Annotated in this window: 23 protein-coding genes; 14 read left to right on the top strand and 9 right to left on the bottom strand. The window is 40.5% G+C overall.

Going from position 1 to position 20965, the window contains the following annotated elements:
* Nucleotide 1: 1 nt before the first annotated feature.
* The 7 genes from BFP75_RS17865 (at nt 2) to BFP75_RS17895 (ending at nt 7013) form a co-directional block, all read left to right on the top strand.
* Nucleotides 2-571 (top strand): phosphatase PAP2 family protein, encoded by a 570-nt coding sequence (locus BFP75_RS17865; protein ID WP_099546707.1) that lies wholly within the window; start codon nt 2-4, stop codon nt 569-571.
* Nucleotides 568-2232 (top strand): ArnT family glycosyltransferase, encoded by a 1665-nt coding sequence (locus tag BFP75_RS17870; protein ID WP_099546708.1) that lies wholly within the window; start codon nt 568-570, stop codon nt 2230-2232. The genes BFP75_RS17865 and BFP75_RS17870 overlap by 4 nt, the downstream gene beginning before the upstream one ends.
* A 169-nt stretch (nt 2233-2401) precedes the next feature.
* Nucleotides 2402-2824 (top strand): ABA4-like family protein, encoded by a 423-nt coding sequence (locus tag BFP75_RS17875; RefSeq protein WP_099546709.1) that lies wholly within the window; start codon nt 2402-2404, stop codon nt 2822-2824.
* A complete protein-coding gene (locus BFP75_RS17880; protein WP_099546710.1) occupies nt 2821-3750 on the top strand; it encodes a hypothetical protein in 930 nt (309 codons plus the stop codon). The genes BFP75_RS17875 and BFP75_RS17880 overlap by 4 nt, the downstream gene beginning before the upstream one ends.
* A gap of 10 nt (nt 3751-3760) precedes the next feature.
* On the top strand, nt 3761-4831 hold the full coding sequence (locus BFP75_RS17885) for a sensor histidine kinase (RefSeq protein WP_099546711.1): 1071 nt from the start codon (nt 3761-3763) through the stop codon (nt 4829-4831).
* Nucleotides 4828-5580, top strand: a complete 753-nt coding sequence (locus BFP75_RS17890; RefSeq protein ID WP_099546712.1) for a LytR/AlgR family response regulator transcription factor — start codon at nt 4828-4830, stop codon at nt 5578-5580. Before BFP75_RS17885 ends, BFP75_RS17890 begins: the two co-directional genes overlap by 4 nt.
* A gap of 110 nt (nt 5581-5690) precedes the next feature.
* Nucleotides 5691-7013 (top strand): M20 family metallopeptidase, encoded by a 1323-nt coding sequence (locus tag BFP75_RS17895; RefSeq protein WP_099546713.1) that lies wholly within the window; start codon nt 5691-5693, stop codon nt 7011-7013.
* A 114-nt stretch (nt 7014-7127) separates the two neighbouring features.
* Here BFP75_RS17895 and BFP75_RS17900 read toward each other — a convergent pair whose 3' ends face one another.
* From BFP75_RS17900 to BFP75_RS17920, 5 genes are all read right to left on the bottom strand, one after another.
* Nucleotides 7128-8006, bottom strand: a complete 879-nt coding sequence (locus BFP75_RS17900) for a lysylphosphatidylglycerol synthase transmembrane domain-containing protein (protein WP_099546714.1) — start codon at nt 8004-8006, stop codon at nt 7128-7130.
* Nucleotides 7990-8949: a glycosyltransferase family 2 protein gene (locus tag BFP75_RS17905; RefSeq protein WP_099546715.1), complete on the bottom strand. Its 960-nt coding sequence runs from the start codon at nt 8947-8949 to the stop codon at nt 7990-7992. The genes BFP75_RS17900 and BFP75_RS17905 overlap by 17 nt, the downstream gene beginning before the upstream one ends.
* Nucleotides 8950-9014: 65 nt before the next feature.
* A complete protein-coding gene (gene meaB / locus BFP75_RS17910) occupies nt 9015-10025 on the bottom strand; it encodes a methylmalonyl Co-A mutase-associated GTPase MeaB (protein WP_240531825.1) in 1011 nt (336 codons plus the stop codon).
* A 30-nt stretch (nt 10026-10055) separates the two neighbouring features.
* Entirely contained in the window at nt 10056-10616 is a 561-nt protein-coding gene (locus BFP75_RS17915; RefSeq protein ID WP_099546746.1) for a DUF2911 domain-containing protein, read from the bottom strand.
* A gap of 24 nt (nt 10617-10640) precedes the next feature.
* Nucleotides 10641-11549 carry an aldose epimerase family protein gene (locus tag BFP75_RS17920; RefSeq protein ID WP_099546717.1) on the bottom strand — a complete coding sequence of 303 codons (909 nt, stop codon included), beginning with the start codon at nt 11547-11549 and terminating at the stop codon, nt 10641-10643.
* A gap of 106 nt (nt 11550-11655) precedes the next feature.
* On the opposite strand from BFP75_RS17920, the gene BFP75_RS17925 reads away from it, so the two are divergent.
* The 3 genes from BFP75_RS17925 to BFP75_RS17935 are packed head-to-tail and all read left to right on the top strand — an operon-like array spanning nt 11656 to nt 14174.
* Nucleotides 11656-12201 carry an RNA polymerase sigma factor gene (locus BFP75_RS17925; protein ID WP_099546718.1) on the top strand — a complete coding sequence of 182 codons (546 nt, stop codon included), beginning with the start codon at nt 11656-11658 and terminating at the stop codon, nt 12199-12201.
* The gene (locus tag BFP75_RS17930) at nt 12185-12772 is read left to right on the top strand and encodes a hypothetical protein (RefSeq protein WP_099546719.1); all 588 of its coding nucleotides are present in this window, start codon (nt 12185-12187) and stop codon (nt 12770-12772) included. Before BFP75_RS17925 ends, BFP75_RS17930 begins: the two co-directional genes overlap by 17 nt.
* Nucleotides 12744-14174, top strand: coding sequence for a hypothetical protein (locus BFP75_RS17935; protein ID WP_099546720.1), 1431 nt, complete (start codon nt 12744-12746; stop codon nt 14172-14174). The genes BFP75_RS17930 and BFP75_RS17935 overlap by 29 nt, the downstream gene beginning before the upstream one ends.
* Nucleotides 14175-14197: 23 nt before the next feature.
* Here BFP75_RS17935 and BFP75_RS17940 read toward each other — a convergent pair whose 3' ends face one another.
* From BFP75_RS17940 to msrA, 3 genes are all read right to left on the bottom strand, one after another.
* Nucleotides 14198-15526, bottom strand: coding sequence for a Gfo/Idh/MocA family oxidoreductase (locus BFP75_RS17940; protein ID WP_099546721.1), 1329 nt, complete (start codon nt 15524-15526; stop codon nt 14198-14200).
* 3 nt (nt 15527-15529) lie between these two features.
* The gene (locus BFP75_RS17945) at nt 15530-16909 is read right to left on the bottom strand and encodes a DUF1080 domain-containing protein (RefSeq protein ID WP_099546722.1); all 1380 of its coding nucleotides are present in this window, start codon (nt 16907-16909) and stop codon (nt 15530-15532) included.
* Nucleotides 16910-16982: 73 nt separating this feature from the next.
* Nucleotides 16983-17681, bottom strand: a complete 699-nt coding sequence (msrA, locus tag BFP75_RS17950; protein ID WP_099546723.1) for a peptide-methionine (S)-S-oxide reductase MsrA — start codon at nt 17679-17681, stop codon at nt 16983-16985.
* Nucleotides 17682-17782: 101 nt separating this feature from the next.
* Between msrA and BFP75_RS17955 the strand changes: the two genes are divergently transcribed.
* From BFP75_RS17955 to BFP75_RS17965, 3 genes are all read left to right on the top strand, one after another.
* On the top strand, nt 17783-18463 hold the full coding sequence (locus BFP75_RS17955; RefSeq protein WP_099546724.1) for a peptidoglycan DD-metalloendopeptidase family protein: 681 nt from the start codon (nt 17783-17785) through the stop codon (nt 18461-18463).
* Between the two features lie 182 nt (nt 18464-18645).
* Nucleotides 18646-18882: a hypothetical protein gene (locus tag BFP75_RS17960; RefSeq protein WP_099546725.1), complete on the top strand. Its 237-nt coding sequence runs from the start codon at nt 18646-18648 to the stop codon at nt 18880-18882.
* Between the two features lie 336 nt (nt 18883-19218).
* Complete coding sequence (locus tag BFP75_RS17965; RefSeq protein WP_099546726.1) at nt 19219-19455, top strand: hypothetical protein; 237 nt, start codon at nt 19219-19221, stop codon at nt 19453-19455.
* Here BFP75_RS17965 and BFP75_RS17970 read toward each other — a convergent pair.
* Complete coding sequence (locus BFP75_RS17970; protein ID WP_099546727.1) at nt 19452-20174, bottom strand: arylesterase; 723 nt, start codon at nt 20172-20174, stop codon at nt 19452-19454. The genes BFP75_RS17965 and BFP75_RS17970 overlap by 4 nt on opposite strands.
* 61 nt (nt 20175-20235) lie before the next feature.
* Between BFP75_RS17970 and BFP75_RS17975 the strand changes: the two genes are divergently transcribed.
* Nucleotides 20236-20925, top strand: a complete 690-nt coding sequence (locus BFP75_RS17975; protein WP_099546747.1) for an ABC transporter ATP-binding protein — start codon at nt 20236-20238, stop codon at nt 20923-20925.
* The last annotated feature ends 40 nt before the right edge of the window (nt 20926-20965 follow it).

Consider the following 20965-nt stretch of genomic DNA (forward strand, 5'->3'; position numbering starts at 1 on the left):
AATGCTTGATCAGCTACTTCAGTTTGATAAGGATATATTTATCTACTTAAATGGTTTGGGCAGCCCCTCATGGGATACCTTTTGGCAGTTTATTTCCAATAAATTCAGTGCCATTCCCCTTTATCTTTTCCTTTTAATTCTTTCCTATACAAAATTTGGTTTTAAAGGAACGTTGGTGTTGGTGATATCGGTCGGGTTGCTGATTACGGTATCCGACCAACTGAGCAACTTTTTTAAATACGGTGTGGCCAGGTTACGGCCCTGCCATGATCCGGAAGTGAGTTCCCTCATGCGTTTGGTAAAGAGCTATTGCGGAGGAAAATACGGATACTATTCGGCGCACGCCTCCAATTCATTTGCCTTGGCCATTTTCTTTGGTTATATGTTGCGTTCCCAAATCAGGTATATAGGTTTGGCTCTTGTTTTCTGGGCCTTTTTGGTGGCCTATAGTAGAGTGTATATTGGTGTGCATTTTCCTTTGGATGTAATGACCGGTGCCCTGATCGGAAGTTTCTTGGGATGGTTGTTTGCAAAGTTATTTATATTTGCACATCGGAAATTCTCTTTATGATATCCAACCTAAGGTATTGGTTTTTAGTGGTTCTCATTGTTTTGGTTTATATCGCCGGAAGCTTTGTGACCCTTTTTGAGAACGATTCCGCCCAATTCGCCGTCATGGCCATGCGCATGGTCAATGAGAACGATTTCATCAACTTGTTTAAGGGCCCCAACGAGTACTTGGACAAGCCGCATATGCATTACTGGCTGGCTGCGCTTTCCTATAAGATTTTTGGTATTCACGATTGGGCATACCGGATTCCCGGTATTTTGGCAACCCTCTTGGGCGCCTATAGCTGTTACGGACTAGGAAAATTACTCTATAACGTTCATACAGGTAAATTGGCAGCGCTTATTTTCATGACCGCCCAGACCATTGTTTTGGGAGCCATCGATGTACGTACCGATGCCGTATTGACCGGATTCACTGTTTTCGCCATTTGGCAATTGGCAGTGTACATAGAAAAAGGAACTTTACTGTCCGTTTTATTAGGAGGCTTTGGTGCGGGAATGGCCTTTTCTACAAAGGGCCAAATTGCCTTAGTGGTTATTGGGTTACCTATTTTATGTCACCTTGCATATACCCGAAAGTGGCACCGATTTCTAAGTTGGAAAGTATTTTTGGGGTTGGTGATTTTTGGGCTGACCATCGCGCCCATGTTGTATGCATATTACCTACAATTCGACCTACATCCCGAAAAAATAATACGGGGGAGAGGAAACCGCAGCGGTATCTTTTTTATTTTTTGGGAACAGAGTTTTGAGCGTATGAGCGGGGAGGGCATAGGCAAAAACAGTAGTGATTATTTTTTCTTCTTCCACACGTTCTTATGGGTGTTTCTTCCTTGGACCATCTTGGCATTGACTGCTTTTTGGTGTCGTACCAAAACCTTTTTCAAATTAAAATTCAAGCACAATCCAAAATATGAATTTTTGACCTTGGGAGGAATAACATTGGTTTTTATTTTGATAAGCTTCGCCCAGTTTAAATTGCCCCATTACCTAAATGTGACCATTCCCTTGTTTTCTGTACTTACCGCCTCCTATATGTACGATTTACATCGGTTTGATAAACAGAAAATGACAAAGATCCTCCTGTGGGTACAATACTTTATTTTGTGCGTAGTATTTATGGCCTCTGCCCTGATCTGTTTTTTTGTCTTTAAGTTCGATGGAGTGCTAATACCCATTCTCCTTTGTGTAGGCGGTTTGGTAATCGTCTTTTTCACCTTGAAAACGGAAAATACTTATGTGCGTTTGATAACGGTATCCGTCTGCGCCTCGTTGCTCTTAAATGCAGTTTTGAATCTACATTTTTATCCCAACCTCCTAAAATATCAGGGTGGGTCCAATATGTCAGAGTTGATAGCGGATAACAACATTCCGGTGGATAAAGTATATAAGATTGGAGATGACCATACCTGGGCACTGGATTTTTATAATAAATATCCGGTTCAAATAAGTACACTTACGGAAATAGGGAACAAAAAGGATATTTGGGTGTATGTCAATTCAGAAGAATTGGAAAAAATAAGGGAATCTCCCTTGGACTGGGATAGACAGTTAACCGTGGAGCAATTCAGAATAACACGTCTTCAAGGAAAGTTTCTCAATCCCAATTCCCGAAACAACGTGGTGAATAAAATGTACTTGGTACATCTGAAACAACCCTAAGGGATTAATGTTCATTCTACTTACTCTTACGAGTTAAAACTAAAATCATTCCATTTTAAACCGTTCTTGACGTTTCAAGACTGTTAAGCGACGGTTCAACATAAAGTCATTTTTAAAGTGATGGTTTGTCTACATTTTTGGGACATCATTATATCCAAAAAACTTTAAAATGACACCAACTACTATGTTCTCGCTCGCAAACTTCATCGTTATGCCCATGTGGCTATTGATGATATTCTTGCCGAAGTGGAAATTGACCAGATACTTGATCGATTTCAAGGTAATCCCTTTAGTGCTTTCTGCAGTATATATTTTTTACATCATCCAATCCATGATGGATACTGGACTTATGGACTTTGGGAGTCTTGGATCTGTAATGAATTTATTTACTGAGGAAAATGCCGTTCTGGCTGGTTGGATTCATTATCTCGCATTTGATCTTCTAGTGGGTATGTGGATGATAGATAAGAACAAGGAATTCGGAATTCATAAGGCTCTTATGGCACCTTGTCTTTTCTTCACTTTTATGTTTGGGCCTTTAGGTTTCCTTTTGTTCTGGACTATTAAAACCATAAAAAACCATGTGGGATGAATTACGAAAATTATTCAGGATTAACAGCAAATAATGAAAACGAAAATAATATGGACCTTTACACACAAACATTAATTGAAAATAGTCACGCCTCAAATTATGAAGTAACGCCTTGGGGTGGCTTTCAACAAACAATCGGAAAACTATTTACGAAAGTCAAAAAAGAAAGTCCGATATTATTCTGGGTAGCCATGGTAATCGCAATAATGGGAATAGGATGCTTAATTGGTCTTTTCATTGATGAACGAACCTTAATGGGAGTTAGTGTTTGGTTAAAGCCATTAAAATTTTCTATTTCCATATCACTCTACTTACTAACCGTGGGATATTTGATTACCAAATATCCATACTCCGAAAGGAAAAAGAATCTTATCAACCATATTACTATGTGGTCCTTATTATTGGAGTTTCTCATCATCCTGTACCAAGGTTCTAGGGGCGTACAAAGTCATTATAATATAGCAACTAATTTTGATGCTATACTATTTATGTTAATGGGTGTCTTTGTTGGTATTAACGTACTCACGATGGTCTTATTTATTATAGATACGATACGCTTAAAATTAAAGACAACGAAACCGCAACAATGGGCCATATTGCTAGGTTGGTTAATTGTTCTTTTTGGGAGCTGGGTTGGCGGACAGATGATCAGTCAGATGGGGCATAATGTGGCCATACCCGATGGGGAGGCTGGGCTACCTCTAGTCAATTGGAGTACAAAGGGTGGGGATTTAAGGGTTGCCCATTTCTTCGCATTGCATAGTATTCAGATAATTCCGTTATTCGCCGTATGGCTTGGTTATAAATGGAAATTTTCACAAAGAAAACAACTTATGCTTGTTACCTTATTTGCCTTGGTATTCTCATTTTTGATTGGCTATATTTTTTACCAAGCGAAACAGGGTATTCCTTTCATAGCATCTTAATAAGCGTACAGTGATACTTAACAAAGAAAAGCGTATTAAATATTTAGGATTTGACGACTTCTGGTTTTCCATTGTTGGTATTTTGATTCTTAGTGCTGTTACCACATATCTTTTCAGTAGTGCCTTGGAGTTGGTTTCTCTCACCGAAGCGGTTATAAGTTGGGTTGTTTCGCTACTTTTTACCATAATCGACTGGGTAATTAATAGAGGAGTAATGATTTATTTACGACGGAAATACCCTGCATTCCATGAGGATGTTAAGCGAATCGTTTTGTTTTTCCTTGCAATTACCTGCACGGTGGTTCTGGTCGATTTTATAGGCGGTACGTTATTATCCTTGATACCGGGTTTTCATTATGGCGATAAGGTGTCTAGAATAAAAATGCTTCTGCCCATTATCTTGATTACCATTATGACAATGGCCATATATGAAGCTATTTACTACAACATAAGGCTAAAAAAATCCATCAGACAGGAGGAGAAATCCAAACAGGCGATTGTACAGGCACAGCTTGACGCATTGAGAAATCAGGCTCAACCGCACTTTTTCTTTAATACCCTGAATACCTTACGCGATATCATTGACCAAAATTCAAAAGAAGATGCAAAGGAGTTTGTGGACAAACTATCCGATATGTATCGCTTTTTGTTAGAAGCTGGTAATACAAATCTCATTTCACTTAGGGAGGAGCTAAAGTTTGCCAAAGCCTATATTCACATACAATCAGAGCGCTTCGGTACTAATTTGAAATTGAATTGGGATATTCCTGAAACTTCACTTGAAGCTATGATAGTACCCATGAGCCTTCAGTTATTGCTGGAAAATGCGATTAAGCATAACGTCATATCCAAAGCGAAACCCTTACTAATAAATGTTGTTGTCAAAGAGAATAGATTGACGGTGGATAATAGGATTCAACCAAAATCCACACAATTACCATCAACAAAGGTCGGACTCGCTAATATAGAAAAGCGGTATAGGTTGATTTCCGGTGAATCCCTTGAAATTAATAATGACGGAAATCGATTTAGGGTAACCCTTCCCTTGGTAAAAGTGTCACATCAAAAAGATTATCCATGAAAATACTGATTATTGAAGATGAAGCCAGAGCGGCAAATCAATTGCAGCGTATGTTAAGGTCATGTGATTTTGAATACGAACTTTTGGTAGTAATCGACACAGTGGAAGATAGCGTACGGTGGTTTCAAGATAATGATTTGCCGGATTTGGTATTTATGGACATCCAATTGGCCGATGGCTTAAGTTTTGAGATTTTTCAGAAAATCGATATCCAAGCACCGATTATTTTTACAACAGCCTTTGATCAATATGCCATACAGGCATTTAAGGTGAATAGCGTGGATTATCTGCTAAAGCCAATTCAGCATGATGATTTGAAGAAGGCACTTGATAAATTTAAAAAGTCCAATAAATCGAATTCCATCGATCCCTCCATTTTGAAACAGCTTATTGATAGTTTTCAAACAACTTCTTCAAGGGAAGGCATATTGGTCAAAGAGGGTAGTGGATTTCTTCAGGTCAAAGTATCGGAACTACTTTACTGTTATTCCGAGGACAGCGTTACATTTGGCGTGACTTTGGGCAAACGTTTTATTATAAATGAAACCATAGATGAACTTTTCGATTCATTGGACCCCAATATATTCTTCAGAATAAACCGTGGGCAAATTGTGGCCAAAAATTCCATTGAAAAAATAGATTCCTATTTCAACCACCGGGTGAAACTCTCCATTACCAATTCACGCGACCAAGAATTTATTGTTAGCCGTCCAAAAACAAGTGATTTTAAGGATTGGTTGAATACGTAAGACAAATACTAACAGTTTAACCAGGCATTACGATAGTTCAAAAAATAGGACTTCCCCTAAACGATAGGAAAAATGATATTGCACCTATAATCATTTAAAAGCAATATATCATGAAGTCACAAAAACTCACTATTAGTTTATTAGCCCTGGTTATGGGATGCCTAATTTTTGGTCAGAACACATTAAAGGAGTTTACTATTGTAAATGAAAATGCACTCGAAATTCATATAAAAGTACAAAGTAGAACCAATGAAATTTTTGACAATCTAGTAAAGATTAGAAGGGATTTTCATAAGCATCCTGAATTGTCCGAACAAGAGAAAAGAACTTCTATGAAGGTAGCTTCATATCTGGAATCCTTAGGTCTTGAAGTCAAAAAGGGCATAGGCGGTTATGGCGTAGTAGGAATTTTGAATACCGGAAAGCCAGGTAAGCATATCGCTTGGCGTGCAGATATAGATGCTATAGCTACCGATATACCTGATGTTTTCGATTTTAAATCGAACAACGATGGGATACGGCATATCTGCGGACACGATGTGCACACCACAATCGGACTTGGAATAGCAGATGTTCTTTCAAGTTTAAAGCAAAATCTTACGGGTACGGTCTATTTTATTTTTCAACCTGCGGAAGAAAAATTTACGGGAGCAAAAGCTATGATTAACGATGGGTTGTTCGATATGATTGAACCTGACGAAATTTATGGGCTACACCTTTCTCCTTCGCCTTCAGGAACTATTTTGACCAAACCAAACAATATCTATGCGCATCGAACAAAAATTGAGGTAGCTTATAAAAATGCGGACCAGAAGGACGAAAAAATCAATTACACCAAAGAATTGCTATCAGGGCTACAGACATATGATTCTAAAAGTGGATTTTGGGACGACAGAAATATTTTAAGTCCAGAACTTGGCGTAAACAGTCTAAATTCCCTTTACAAAAACTATGTAGCGGTTAGAAGTGATTTTTACATTGACGAAACCGAGACCTATTTAAAAATAGGTGCTATTGTGGATGCCAGTAATTTGGATGAATTGAACGCATATTTAGAATCCATTAGAAAGGAGATAAAGCATTCCAAATTTTCAAATGACTTACTATCAGCAGAATTTTCATATGTTCTTGGCGAGAATAAATCGCCCATGAATGATGAGTTTTTGGCCAAGGAAAGCATGAACACTATCTCAAGGGTTTATGGAAAACAAAATGTACTACCCATGTATGGGGTAGCTCCGGGTAGCTTTGGAGACGATTTTACATTTTTTCAAAAACATACACCAGGTGTTTATTTTTTCTTGGGCGGTTCTAACTTTGAGAAAGGTATTATTGCCATGCCACATACGCCTAACTTCATGGTAGATGAGGAATGTATTGAAACAGGAGTAAACTATTTTTCCTCAATGATTGTAGAGCGATTAAAAAACTAATTAATCTGGAAAGATTTGAGGTCCTTGTATTTTTAAAGCCTATCAAGCTGTAATTATCAAGGACTTTTTTTAATGGTACTTTTGTAAAAAAGTTCGAGGTTTCTAAATTATTTTTTACTCCGGTATAGCGGTAGTTTCCAATTTTATCTTCCTAAAATGAAAAAATATTCCTGTGAGCGACACCAACGCAGTAATCAAAAAGAAAACAACACTAATCCCCACGGAGGTACTTTCTTCTAAGTTCAGAAAAGCGGCACCATAGAAAAAGGTAACTTCCCTACTACCCAAACCTCCAATGGTCAAAGGAACAACGGATACAATCGAAGAAACCAGAAATATTACGAGATAGGCAATGATATTTGTTTCTATGGAAAGTGCCCTCATGATACAGAGCACACAGAACAGCTGGGCAAATTGTACCATAGCGGAATATCCTATGGACTTCCAAAAAATAGGTAGTACATAATTGAAGAATTTCTTGTTCAAATAATAGAAAACACCAACAGACAGTGGTATTAAAATCAAAAACACCCACCAATAAGGTTCCAGAACCTGGTTTTTCAATGCCAACAGAAGAAAACAGGCATAAACAAAAAGCAACAGCAGGCCACTGAGTCTGTCCAGCACCAAAACACTAACAACGCGTTTAGTGGGCACCTCGAAAGTTTTTTTGATTAAGTAGCCCTTGTAGGCATCGCCTCCAATCCCGCCGGGAAGGAAAAGATTGTAGAACATCCCCAGTAAATAAAGTTTTAAATTACTTTTTTGGGATAGGGGGATTCCAAGCTTGTGGAAATAGGCGTTTAGCCGAAAGGAGGCGATTACTTTGGACATTAAAAACAAAAGTATCGCAGCAGTTAAATACAGCGGATTGCCTTTTTTCAACGTGTCCACCACTTCCGCGAAATCGATTTTGGTAAATATGAAGTAAACAAGCGCAACGCTTATCAACAACTTAAGAGCGGTGATAAGGGTCTTACGCGGATTGGCCACCTATGCTCACTTTTTTGATTCGGTACGGTCTTTTTTGTTGCGACTCGTAATAGGTGCGTATCAACAATTCCATCACGATGCCTATGGTAAACAATTGAATACCGCCCAAAATAAACATCATTCCAAAAGTCAATAAAGGCCTGTTCCCAATGTCCTCTCCCAATCCAAACTTTACGATCAATAAGTAAATATTTATCAGGACACCTAGGATGATCAAAAGAAATCCGAAAATACCGAATAGGTGAATGGGTCTTTGAAAATATTTCCGAATGAACAACAATAACATCATGTCGGCCACCACTTTGAAAACCCGTTCCAGGCCGTACTTGGAAACCCCGGAATGACGCGCGTGATGTTTTACAGGTACCTGTTTGATCTGAGCGCCTTCCAAATGTGCCAATAGGGTTATAAACCGATGCATTTCACCATATAGATTCAAATCCTTTGCAATATCCTTGGTAAAGACCTTTAGGGCGCAACCGTTGTCCTTAATATCCAATTTGGTTACCCTTCTCACCAGGTAATTGGCAATTTTGGAAGGAATTTTCTTTACCAGGGAATCCTTTCGTTTCTGTCGAATACCAGTAACCAAGTCATATTCGCCGTCTAGCGCAAAGGAAAGCATTTGTGGAATGTCACTTGGGTCGTTCTGCAAATCCCCATCCATGGTGATTATATATTCTCCTTCTGCATAGTCTATACCGGCGGCCAAGGCCAAACTCTGACCGTAGTTTTTCTTTAGTTCGATCAGATGGACCTTAGTGTCCTCCATTCCCTTTACAACTCTTTTTGTGTTGTCCGTAGAAAAATCGTCAACATAGATAATCTGATAATCATAACCGTTAAGGCTCTCATGGATTTTTTGGGTCAATAAAACAACATTTTCTTCCTCATTGTAAAGAGGCACTACAACGGAGAGTAGGGAAGGAGTAACAATATCCATTAAGCTGCTTTAGGATTATGTGGCAAAGTTAAGTTTTTATCCCAATAATGATAAAAAGGATTTTTTCAATAGGTTTTTCTGTAGTCCCTTAGTAAACTTTCCGCAGCTGTAAAGGGGGTAATTTCGTTTTTCATAACCTGTTCCTCCAAAAGGGATAGTGCTTTGGAAAGGTTTGGATTACCATAAAAATCTTGTAGCAGGATGTGGTTCAAATGCTGCCGGAGCCACTTTTTGCTCTGTAGTTTCCTCGTATTGCTAAAATGACCATTTTCCTTGGTGTGTTCCACAAATTTTTCAATACAGGACCATATAGGTTCCAAACCTGTGTTCTCCAATGCGGAACAGGTCATTACCTGCGGAATCCATCCGTTTTCCTTGGCCGAAAATAGGTGTAGGGCCCTGCTGAATTCCAATTTGGCGGTTTCGGCGGTTTGTATGTTCAGTCCATCGGCCTTATTGATGGCAATGGCATCGGCCATTTCCATGACCCCCCTTTTGATTCCCTGGAGCTCATCGCCTGCGCCCGGCAATTTTAACAAAAGGAAGAAGTCGGTCATATCCCGTACCGTCGTTTCGTTCTGCCCAACCCCAACGGTTTCTATCAAAATGATATTGTAGCCTGCTGCTTCCACGAGTATGATGGTTTCCCTTGTTTTTCTCGCAACTCCTCCCAATGAGCCGCTGGTTGGGGAAGGACGTATGAAGGCATTTTTTTCCTTCGACAGGGTTTCCATGCGTACCTTATCTCCCAAAATACTCCCTTTGGTTTCATTGCTCGAGGGATCTACCGTGAGGACCGCAACCTTATTGCCCCTCTTTAGCAAGAAATTTCCAAAATTTTCAATAAAGGTACTTTTCCCTACACCGGGTACGCCCGTAATACCAATTCGAACCGATTCTTTTTGATTCCCAAGGCACTTTTCCAGTAGTTTATCCGCCAAGGATTGATGTTCTTTCTTGGTACTTTCAATGAGGGTTATGGCCTTTGCCAGGGCGGTTCTATCGTTTTCGAGAACTTTTTGGAACAAGATATCTATGAAGTCCGCACCGGGGGTCGTATCAAGGCTGTTTTCCAATGCTCCTATGACTTTGGGTTTATGGGTTCTTTATTTGTTAATGGGGACGTTTATAATTGTTTTGTCCCAGGATAGGCTTAGGTATAGTTGGTCTTCATTGATAAAATCGATAGAAAAGTTTTCAATAGGTTCCTGAACGTTCCTTGATGGCACCTCTACAGTGATCAAGTCCTCACTGGCTTCCCGGGTTGTTTGGGTGCCACCTCCAAATAAACTGACCCCCCAATCCGGAACTTCCTTATTGAAAATTACCTTCCAACTTTCTTTATTGGGGATGGTCCAAAGGGAATAGGTTCCTGCAGGTAGGGGCTTATCGATTATTTTGATCGCATCTGAAGTTGTAAAAGTAGTGGGTTCATTGGCTCCCGTTCGCCACACTTTGTCATAGGGTACCAATTGCCCAAAAATCTCCCTTCCTTTTTTCGACGGACTTGAGTAATGGACTTCGAGTTCCGCGCCTTGAAGAACATAGGTACTGGTCTTTTCGGGACTATGTTTCTTGGTTTGTTTTCGCAAGTAGGGAAGGCCCACAAAGTAAAACAAACCAAATAGTACCAAAAGTACTACTATGAGTCTTTTCAATAGTTTCATGGGATACATTGGGTTTAGTTCGTTCTAAGGTACTAAATCAAATTTAAAGATGGTAATGTTGTTATAGGTTTCACCGGGTCTTAAAACACTGTTGGGGAAGTCCGGTTGGTTGGGGGCGTCCGGGTAATTCTGGGTTTCAAAACAAATTCCTGGAAAGTCCAAGGGGGTATAGACCACCAATGCGGGCTGATTGGTAAACACGGACATGGTAATACCTGATTTGGCCGAATGTAACTCCGCTACTTTTTCATTCCCCATATCCTTAATGAAAGGCGTGTCCAACCTTTGAACTCCTATTTCCTTGGGTAAGAGAAAGTCATAATTCGTTTTTCGTACCGGTATGATATTGCCGGTAGGCAATAGATTATCATCCGTTTCCAGTAGGTAAGGACAATTAAGCTGCAGTTCATATGCATCAATGAATGGGCTGTCGTCCAATTTAAAATAGGAATGGTTCGTCAGATTTACCACGGTGCTACGGTCGGTAATCGCCTCGTGTATAATTTGAAGGGCGTTGTTGACCAATCTATAGGTTACGTTCACTGTGAGGTTGCCAGGATACCCTTCCTCCAGATGTTTGCTTCGGTAGGATAGTTTAACCATAGGGTCATCTCCGTAGGACACTTCCTCAATATTCCAGTATTTTTGATGAAAACCTTCTTTTCCACCGTGTAGATGGACTCCGTCCTCATGGTACAATAAAAATTTTTCCCGGTCCAAAACAAAACTGCCATTGGAAATACGTCCGGCGTACCTTCCAATACAGGCACCCAAGCAATTTTCGTCCAATCTGTATCTACTTGGGTGGTTATAACCTACCACAACGTTGGTATAGTTGCCATCCTTTCCCTTTACCAGTAGTTTTTGAATAATGGCACCATAATCAAGGACCATCAGGGTCATAAATTCATTGGATATCGTAACTTGTTTCAAGTGAAATATTTAAAAAAGATTCGTAAAAATAGCAGTTTTTTGCAACATCCCTTTTTTTCTTTCGTCCTTAAAATAACAAGCACTAAAACAAACATCAAACCGACCCATGTTTCAAGCTGACATTTTAGAAAAATGTAAGGCCAATGACCGTTCTGCACAGTTAAAATTGTACAGGCAATATTGTGATGGGATGTACTGTGTGGCCATGCGTTTTTTAAAAAATGCGGATGATGCTGAAGATGTGTTGCAGGAAGCGTTCATCAAAGCGTTTCAGAAGATGCATCAGTATAAGGGAGAGGTCACTTTTGGAGCTTGGTTGAAGAGGATCGTCGTGAACAAATGCATCGATTTTTTGAAGTCTAAAAAAGAACATACCATCTCCTTGGATGAAACGTACATGAAACCGGTAGATGAGGACGATGATTGGAAGGTTGACGGGCATATTGACTTGGATGAAGTCAAGGAGGCCATAGGGCAGTTGCCCAATAAATACAAATATGTGGTGATGATGTATTTGATAGAGGGGTTTGACCACCAAGAAATTTCCGAGGTATTGCAGATATCTGAAACCGCATGCAGGACAAGACTTTTACGTGGTAAAGGTCAATTAAAGGAGTTTTTAAAAATAAAGGGTTATGGCACAGGATCTTAAAAAAATGTTCGACAAGGAACGTGAGGAACAAAATTTTATATTGAAGCAAGGTCACGAAGATCGCTTTTTGTCCAAATTGGGGGAAGCACTGCCTGAAACGCGTTCATCTAAATGTAATACATGGAAAATTGCCGCTTCCATTATTCTTTTAGTGGGGGTGGGGCTAATGGCCTATTTGCAATTTGATACAAAGGCGGATATGCCGGCCACTATTGTCGATAAGGGTGAGCCCGATGGGGAAAATAAAAATTTTTCGTTTGGCGACCTTTCCCCAGATTTAAAAAAGGTGGAGAATTATTACGTGGCGAATATAAACATGGAGCTATCACAATTGGATATTTCCGAGGCCAACAAAGAGCTTGTGGATAGTTTTATGGAGCGACTGGCGGAGCTCAATTCAGAATATGAAAGGCTTAACGGCGAACTGAACGAACTGGGTCCAAACGATCAGACCATATCGGCCTTGATAGAAAACCTGCAGTTGAGATTACAATTATTGCAAAAATTAAAAAAGAAGTTAAATCAATTAAAATCATCAAAAAATGAACAGATCACAGAAAATAGTATCTAAGCAACTCATCATTGCCTTAGGATTTTTAATTACTTCATGGGCTGCTTTTGGTCAAAAGGAAAGTAAGACTTATCAGGAAACGTTCAATGTGGACAAGGATGCCATTTTGGATATCAATACCAGTTATACCGATATTGAGTTCGAAACTTGGAACAAAAGCACCGTTGAAATAACAGCCACAGTAGATCTTGAGGGAGCAGGAAAAGAGGAAGCCAAGGAGTATTTTGAGAATGACCCCATAAAAATTTTAGGAAACAGCTCAAGGATCGAGATTACTTCAGGTTCCAATAATTTTGGACTTTTCGGCCCCCAAAGTTTTGAGTTCGAATTTGGTGATCTGGATATTGAGCTTCCTGAAATTGCCCCGTTCGTCGTGGAAATACCGGAGATCGCTCCTTTCCCTGAAATCGTCGAATTGCCCCCGTTACCGTTAACCGATGGCTTTAAGTTTGACTACAAGGCCTATCAAAAGGATGGTGAAAAGTACATGAAAAAATGGCAGGAGGAATTTAAAAATAGTTTTGATGAGAAGCATCAAAAGCGATTGGAGGAATGGGCCAAACGTATGGAGGAACGGGGTAAGGAAATGGAGAAGCGTTTAGAGGAGCAGGATAAAAGAAGGGAGGAAATGAAGAAAAGGCGCGAGGAAATGATGGAGAAAAGAATGGAAAGCCAGGAAGCCATGCAAGAAGCAAGGGAGGCCCAAAGAGAAGTGAGACGGGAAATGATGGAGCTTAGGGAGAAACATGAAGGCCCCAATATATTTTATTTCTCTACCGATGGGGAAAACAAGAACTATAAAATCAAAAAAACCATCAAGATTAAAATGCCAAAATCCACCAAGATAAAAATGAACGTGCGGCATGGGGAGGTTAAATTGGCCGAAAGTACCAAGAATTTGAATGCGACCTTGTCGCATTCAAGCCTTTGGGCCGCAACTATTGATGGGAACGAGACCATTGTTTCAGTCTCTTACTCACCTGTAAGTGTCCAAAATTGGAACTTTGGACAGCTCAAAACCAATTATTCAAGGGGCGTGGAACTAAGCGAGGTGCTAAATTTGAACCTACAGGCCAATTCTTCAGACGTCACCATTCATAGATTATTGAAGAAGGCCTTTATAAAAAATGATTTCGGCCCCCTAAAGATTATTTCTATAGATGACGGTTTTGAAGAAATGGATATTTCCTTAAAGAACGCAGAACTTCATTCCAAGCTACCAAGTTCTGCCACATCTATTTATATAAAGGGAACAGCCTCTGAATTGGCTTTGCCCAAAAGTTTAAACCTCAAGGAGACCAAAAATGGAAACACCAAAATTTTAAAAGGATATCATCTATCGGACAATAGCAATCGTTCCATTGTCATTACCTCGGATTATAGCGAAGTAACCATCCAATAAACATCCTTGCCCTTCCCTTCTTTTTACAATTTAGGTTCCCAGCCCTGCGTATACTCCCTTTTCCAGAATTTCATGGCCATTTCATTGTTCAATACCTTGCCTGTTGCCGTATCGATTTTTAAGGTCTCTCCCGCATCTTGGGCCATATTGCCCAAATGGCATAACATCGTCGTAATACTGGCATCCTGAATATCTGAATGTAGACTTTCGTCCTGCCGTATGGCGTTGAAGAAATTGGCGACATGGTTCACATCCAATTGGCCTTCCCCCCGGGTGTTGGTCGTTTCACTGGCTCCACCTTCTTTTTCCTCTTTCAATAAATTTCCTTGCAGGTCGTACAATTGATAAAAGTTACGGTCCAGCATTATGGAGCCTTTGCTTCCATAAATGGTAATTCCCCTGCCCGGTCTTTCCGGTTTCATTATGCCACGGCTATGCCCTGTCCAAGTGATAAATTTATCATTGTCAAAAGTATAGGTGACCTGTTGGTTGTCTACAAATTCCCAATCATCGTCATAAGTATATTTACCACCGAAGGAGGTTACGCTATTGGGTAAGTCAACCCCAAGTGCCCACCTACAGATATCAATTTCATGGGTTCCATTATTGTGGATTTCACCCGTTCCCCAATTCCGGAACCAATGCCAGTTATAGGGGTGGACATTGTCCTTGTACTTCTCCCGTAAAGCGGGTCCCTGCCACAGTTCCCAATCCAGCGTTTTGGGAACCTCGATAACTTTTCCGTTACCTATGCTACCACGGTTGTTGGAGTAGTAGGCCTCACCTTTATACACATCCCCAATAATGCCTTCCCTAATATCTTTAATGGCACTAATGGAGGTGATGGCCGAGCGTTGCTGGTTCCCCATTTGTACTTTTTTGCCATATTTGCGTTGTGCCGCCGTTAGTAGTTCATTTTCGTGGGGGTTATGGCTACAAGGTTTTTCCACGTAGACATGTTTACCGGCTTGCAGGGCCAAAATGGCCATGGGCGCGTGCCAATGTTCTGGGGTAGCGATAAAAACGGCATCGACCTTTTTGTCCTCGAGGATTTTCCTAAAATCTTTTTCCACTTTAGGAACATACCCTATATTCTCTTGGCACCACACATTATGTTCTTCCAGAATAACATCATCCACATCACAGCTATAAAGAATAGTTGCATTGGGGTCTGCATGTATGGCCTTCACGTGTGCCTTTGCCCTGCTGCGAACCCCAATGACGGCACAGTTAATTTTATCGTTCGCTCCTAAAATATTGCCAAAGGAAGAGGAAGGTAATATCATCCCGCCTAAAGTAACTGCCGCAGTTCCTGCTGTGGTTTTCTTTATAAAATTTCTTCTTGTTGTCATTGCCTATTCTTTAGTGGTTGGTTTTATCTTGATATTTTTAAAGGAGACCCTGTCTCCGTGGTCCTGCAGAAGGATGTGGCCTTTTTCGGCTTCCCCAAAGTTGGGCCATGTCACATACTTGCTTTCGGATACCAATTTTTTGTATTCATCGCTTCCCCGTTCATATTCCAACACTTTCATACCGTTCAACCAATGCTCCACGTGTCCATCCTTGGAAATAATGTGGGCGGTATTCCATTCCCCGATTGGATTGATGGGTTTATCCTCACTGGCCTTGATGAGGTCATATAGTGAGGAAACCGTTCTACTGCCTTCATGCTTGCCCAGTTTGGCATCGGGATGGCGTTCATCGTCCAATATTTGGTATTCGAGACCAATGGAGGAGCCCGGACCTTTGTTGATATCAGTATCCACGTAATATTTAATGCCACTATTTGCTCCTTCGGTAAGTTTAAAGTCCACCTTTAATTCAAAATCACCATAGGTTTCCTTGGTAACGATATCCCCGCCTGCCGCGGATTCTTCACCCCCGGAGGAAAGAACGGTCAAGACACCGTTTTCTATTTCCCAGCCCTTATCGGGGAATTCATCCAAACGGGCACCTCGCCATCCATCTGTGGTTTTTCCGTCCCATAGCATTTGCCAGCCATTTTTTTCCTCGTCAACGCCTAAGGCGTTTTTGGTAATTATTGGTTCGATTGGGGTATTTTTGGAATATTTGGAAAGACTATCCGTAAGGATTTTGATGTTCTTCCAAATAATTTCAGTGCCTTCCTTTTGGTCATCACCAATACTGTGTACCTGTAGCGCAATAAAACCTTCAGAGGTTTTATCATCGATGAGGTGAGCGGCAGGAACTCCATTGATCCATGTTTTAAGGGTATCCCCAATGGCCTCAATTCTATAATGGTTCCAATCATTTTGTTTAAATGCTTTTTGTGCTTCGGGATTTCCGGTCAAAGGGTTCAACCATCCTCGTCTGGCCTCGTCATATATTCCGGCACTCCAAGCCCTGTCCGAAGGATCTATTTCAATTTGATAGCCATGGACCCTTCCATCCATATAATGTGGAAAACTGTTACTACGTATCTGAATTCCAGAATTCATGGTAGAGTCTACCTTATAATCCAGCTCCATGATAAAATCACCGTAAGTTTTGTCCGTGGTCATAAAAGAGTTGGGGGTGTCATGTACGGTACTCCCCACAATACTATTATCACGAACGGTGTAATTGGCCTTTCCTCCTTTTTGAGTCCATCCGTTTAAAGATTCCCCATCAAAAAGGGATACCCATGGAGTGTCATCAACTGGTTCTTGTTTGCAGGCTAAAATTAGAAGTGCTCCTAAGACAAGTGCCGTAAGGCTTAATTTGTGTTTTATCATGCTCTATCAATTGGTTAAATAAAAAAAGCGTCCATTTTGGACGCTTGAAGATAATGATTTTTGTGGTATTGATTTAATGAGCTTCTTCTTTTAAATATTCCCCAAAATTGGCCTTAAACCTATTCAACCTAGGAATGGATACATTTCTAATATAGGAATTATTAGGGTTCTTTCTTTCGTAATCTTGATGGTAGTCCTCCGCCTCATAGAACTTGGTAAAGGCGGTCACTTCCGTGGTAATCGTTGCTCCGCTATAAACATTTTGTTCCTTTAATGCCCGGATATAACTTTCTATAATCTTCTTTTCCTCGTCATTTTTATAAAAGGCAATGGAGCGATATTGCGTTCCCCGATCTGGACCTTGGCGGTTTAGCGTGGTGGGATCGTGGGAACCAAAAAAAACTTGGACCAATTCCACAAAGGATATGACTTTAGGGTCATAATATACTTCCACGGCCTCTGCATGTGAACTCTGTCCACTGCCCACCATTTCATAGGTTGGATTTTTTTCCGTTCCCCCGGCATAGCCAGATATTACTTCCTGTACCCCTCTAACACTTTCAAATATGGCTTCCACGCACCAAAAGCAGCCACTTGCAAAATAGGCTGTTTCATATTTGCTTAGGTCTTGCCGGCTTAATTTTTCAATTTTTTCAGGAGTTGCTTCTTTTTCCGAAGCATTTTCGGAAATCGTATGCTGTTTGGTTTTGGATTGACAGCTTGTAGCTAACAGAAAGGCAAAGCCTAAAACAATTAGTTGTATGTTCTTCATTATAATGGGTTTTATCCAGTTAGTAGGAAAAATACAAAGGACTTACCTCAAAAAAGGTTAAAATATGTTAAGGATATGGATTCTCAACTTATTTTTATCCGATGAACACTTTCGAGCAATTACTTTTTTCATGTTCCGAAGGGACAATCCCTATTTTGGAGCACACCTTTCCTGTATCAAGTTATGTTCCACTGGATCTATCCGTTGAGAATCCCCATTTGAAGGATTTTGACATTACCAACCCGATAGCCTGTCAATCCTATATAGATTCTGTTTTAAGGGAAGAGGATGGTGTTGTTGCTTATGGGGGCTATCTGGAACAAAGAAATTTATACGACGATAAAGGTAGTTTCAATAGTAGTGACCTGCAAAGGAATATCCATTTAGGAATCGATTATTGGGCCCCTGCCGGAACCAAGGTAATGGTTCCTTTGGATGGAAAAATCCATAGTTACAAGAACAATAATGTAATAGGGGATTATGGCCCTACCATAATTATGGAACACCAATTTAATGATTTGATATTTTATACCCTTTACGGTCATTTGAGTCTTGAATCCTTAAAGGGACTATCCGTTGGAATGGAATTTAGTGCCGGAAGCGAACTTGCTACCTTGGGCACTCCGGATATTAACGTAAACTATGCCCCGCATCTACACTTTCAAATTATTAAGGATTTACAAGGGAACATGGGCGATTATCCCGGTGTTTGTTCCAAGCAGCACTTGGATTTTTATAATATAAACTGTCCGGATCCCAATTTGCTTCTGAAAATCCATTAGTTTTGTTCGACAAACAACACCTTTTTTTCGGTAAGCTGTTTTTACCTAGGAACCCGTTCATCGAGCGAATTTTACACTTAATCCAGATCATTACCGGATAACGAGAAACCACTGTTTTTCAACGAATGGGAACCCCCTGAAATACGCTTGCGATAGTTATAATAGTGTAACGAAAGCAAGTCATGAAAACAATAGCGACCATCTTCTTCATCTTCTTCATAGGGACCGCGGCCAGCGCACAGGACAGGAACGAGACCGTTAAGGTCGAGACGATAGAGATGGGCATCGTTACCGAAACGGCTCCCTCAAAAAAAATAGAAAGTAAGCGGGAAGTGGCCCGTTTGTACAGGTTCAAGAACTCTAGAGTCAAAAAGGAACTTTCCTTCGCGACCAAAAGGAACAGCCCCAAAATGGTATAACCTACTCATATTATCCCCTCGGTGACCCTACCTGCCGAAAGGCAGGTTTGGGGCTACCCCTTCAGCTTTTCAAAGTAAATACTATCAAGGTCCTTATAACACTCTTAATCCATTTTAAGGATTTATTTGACCATGTTTGTGTAGGAATATTATCATTTTATCGATGAAATACACAAAAGCATCGATGAAATCAATAAATTAATGTAGGAAATTACTTATTAACCGAAGCAGTTCATCGAAAAGTTTGATTTTTATCGATGAAACTGAGCACTTCATCGAATCCCGAATTTAATATCGGCAATCTGTGAGTTATATACAGACCAAATCTACCTACTAATGAAAACCATTCTTTTTTTTATGCTTGTTATCTGCACGGGCGCTTTTGCCCAAGCTCAGCAACCGGTATCTGAAATGAAAGTGAGAACCATTTCAATGCCCATTACTGAACCCATGGACCAAACTAATTTGGGTGAAAAGCTCCCTGCTGTAACAGGTATTTTTGTACTTAAGCATTCAAGGGTAAAGAGAGCCCTGTCCTTTAGTGTAGCGGAGCAAGATGAAAAATTGGCCTAATCCCGTGATGGTCCTTCTGTTTTTTCCATCAGGACTGTGGGTCCTAGAATATCCCAAACATTTTCGGCTACTATTTTTTGGCCTTCCGCCGTTGGGTGTATTCCATCTTCCAGATTTAGTTCCGGTTCGCCCGCTACCCCTTCCAATAGAAAGGGAATCAGTAAAATATCGTTCTCTTCCGCAAGGTCTGAATACATACCCCTAAACTCTGCCGTATACTCCAATCCCATATTGGGGGGAATCTGCATACCGGCAAGAATAATGGTAGTTTCCGGGTTTTTTTCTTGGACGGCATCGATAATTTTCTGAAGGTTTTCCCTGGATTTATCCAAAGGAATACCCCGAAGGCCATCGTTGGCACCCAGTTCCAATACAAAGATGTCCACATCTTGGTTTAACACCCAATCCAACCTATTGAGACCTCCAGAGGTCGTTTCTCCGCTCAGTCCGGAGTTGATTACGGTATAGTTCAACCCCAAGGAGTCTATTCGCTGCTGGATCAAATTGGGGAATCCCTGCTCAGTTTCCAATCCATAGGCGGCGGTAAGACTATTCCCAAAAAACAGGATGACCTTTTCGTCGGTGGTTTCCACTTGCTCAATGGTATCCGTGGATTCGTCCTTACCTTCCCCAGAAGTTTTGTCCTGTTTTTTACCTTCACCGCAGGCAAATAGGGCTAAAAAGACCAAAAAATAACTAAACTTTAATACTTTGTACATCATGGTTTCTTCTAAAAGTAGAAATCATTTGTTTACTTTGTTAGCTTGTACCAAACGATTTATGGCAAAGATATTAAACGTACGGAATCTAAGGAAAACCTATAAAAGTGGTTCCAAGGATTTAACTGTTTTGGACGATATTTCATTCGACATTGAAGCAGGTGAAACTTTTTCGATTGTTGGCCCCTCGGGAAGTGGTAAAACGACACTTTTAGGATTATGCGCGGGTTTGGACCACGTAGATGAAGGAAGTATTGAACTCTGTGGAGTAGAACTTAGCCACTTGAACGAGGACGAATTGGCGTTGTTACGAAACCAAAAGGTAGGGTTTATTTTTCAGGATTTTCAATTATTACCTACATTGACAGCTATGGAAAACGTTAGTGTTCCTTTGGAATTGCAAGGTAATCCCAACGCCCAAAATATGGCCAAGGATTTGCTTGACAAGGTAGGTCTGGGTAGCAGGTACGATCATTATCCTTCACAGTTATCGGGTGGGGAACAACAGCGGGTCGCCTTGGCGAGGGCTTTTTCAACAACCCCTGATATTTTATTTGCAGACGAGCCCACGGGTAACCTGGACGAGGAGACCGGTGAAAAGGTCATTCAACTCTTGTTCGAGCTGAACAAGGAAATGGGAACGACCTTGGTTATCGTCACCCATGATTTGGATTTAGCCCAGCTAACCCAAAAAATTATTCGCTTAAAAGGCGGTAAAATTATTTCCAATCAAACCAAAACCATAGCTTGAACGGTTTAGAAACATCTACCAAAACCCCATTTAAATGGTT

It is taken from the genome of Maribacter sp. 4G9, assembly GCF_002742265.1.
Classification (GTDB): domain Bacteria; phylum Bacteroidota; class Bacteroidia; order Flavobacteriales; family Flavobacteriaceae; genus Maribacter.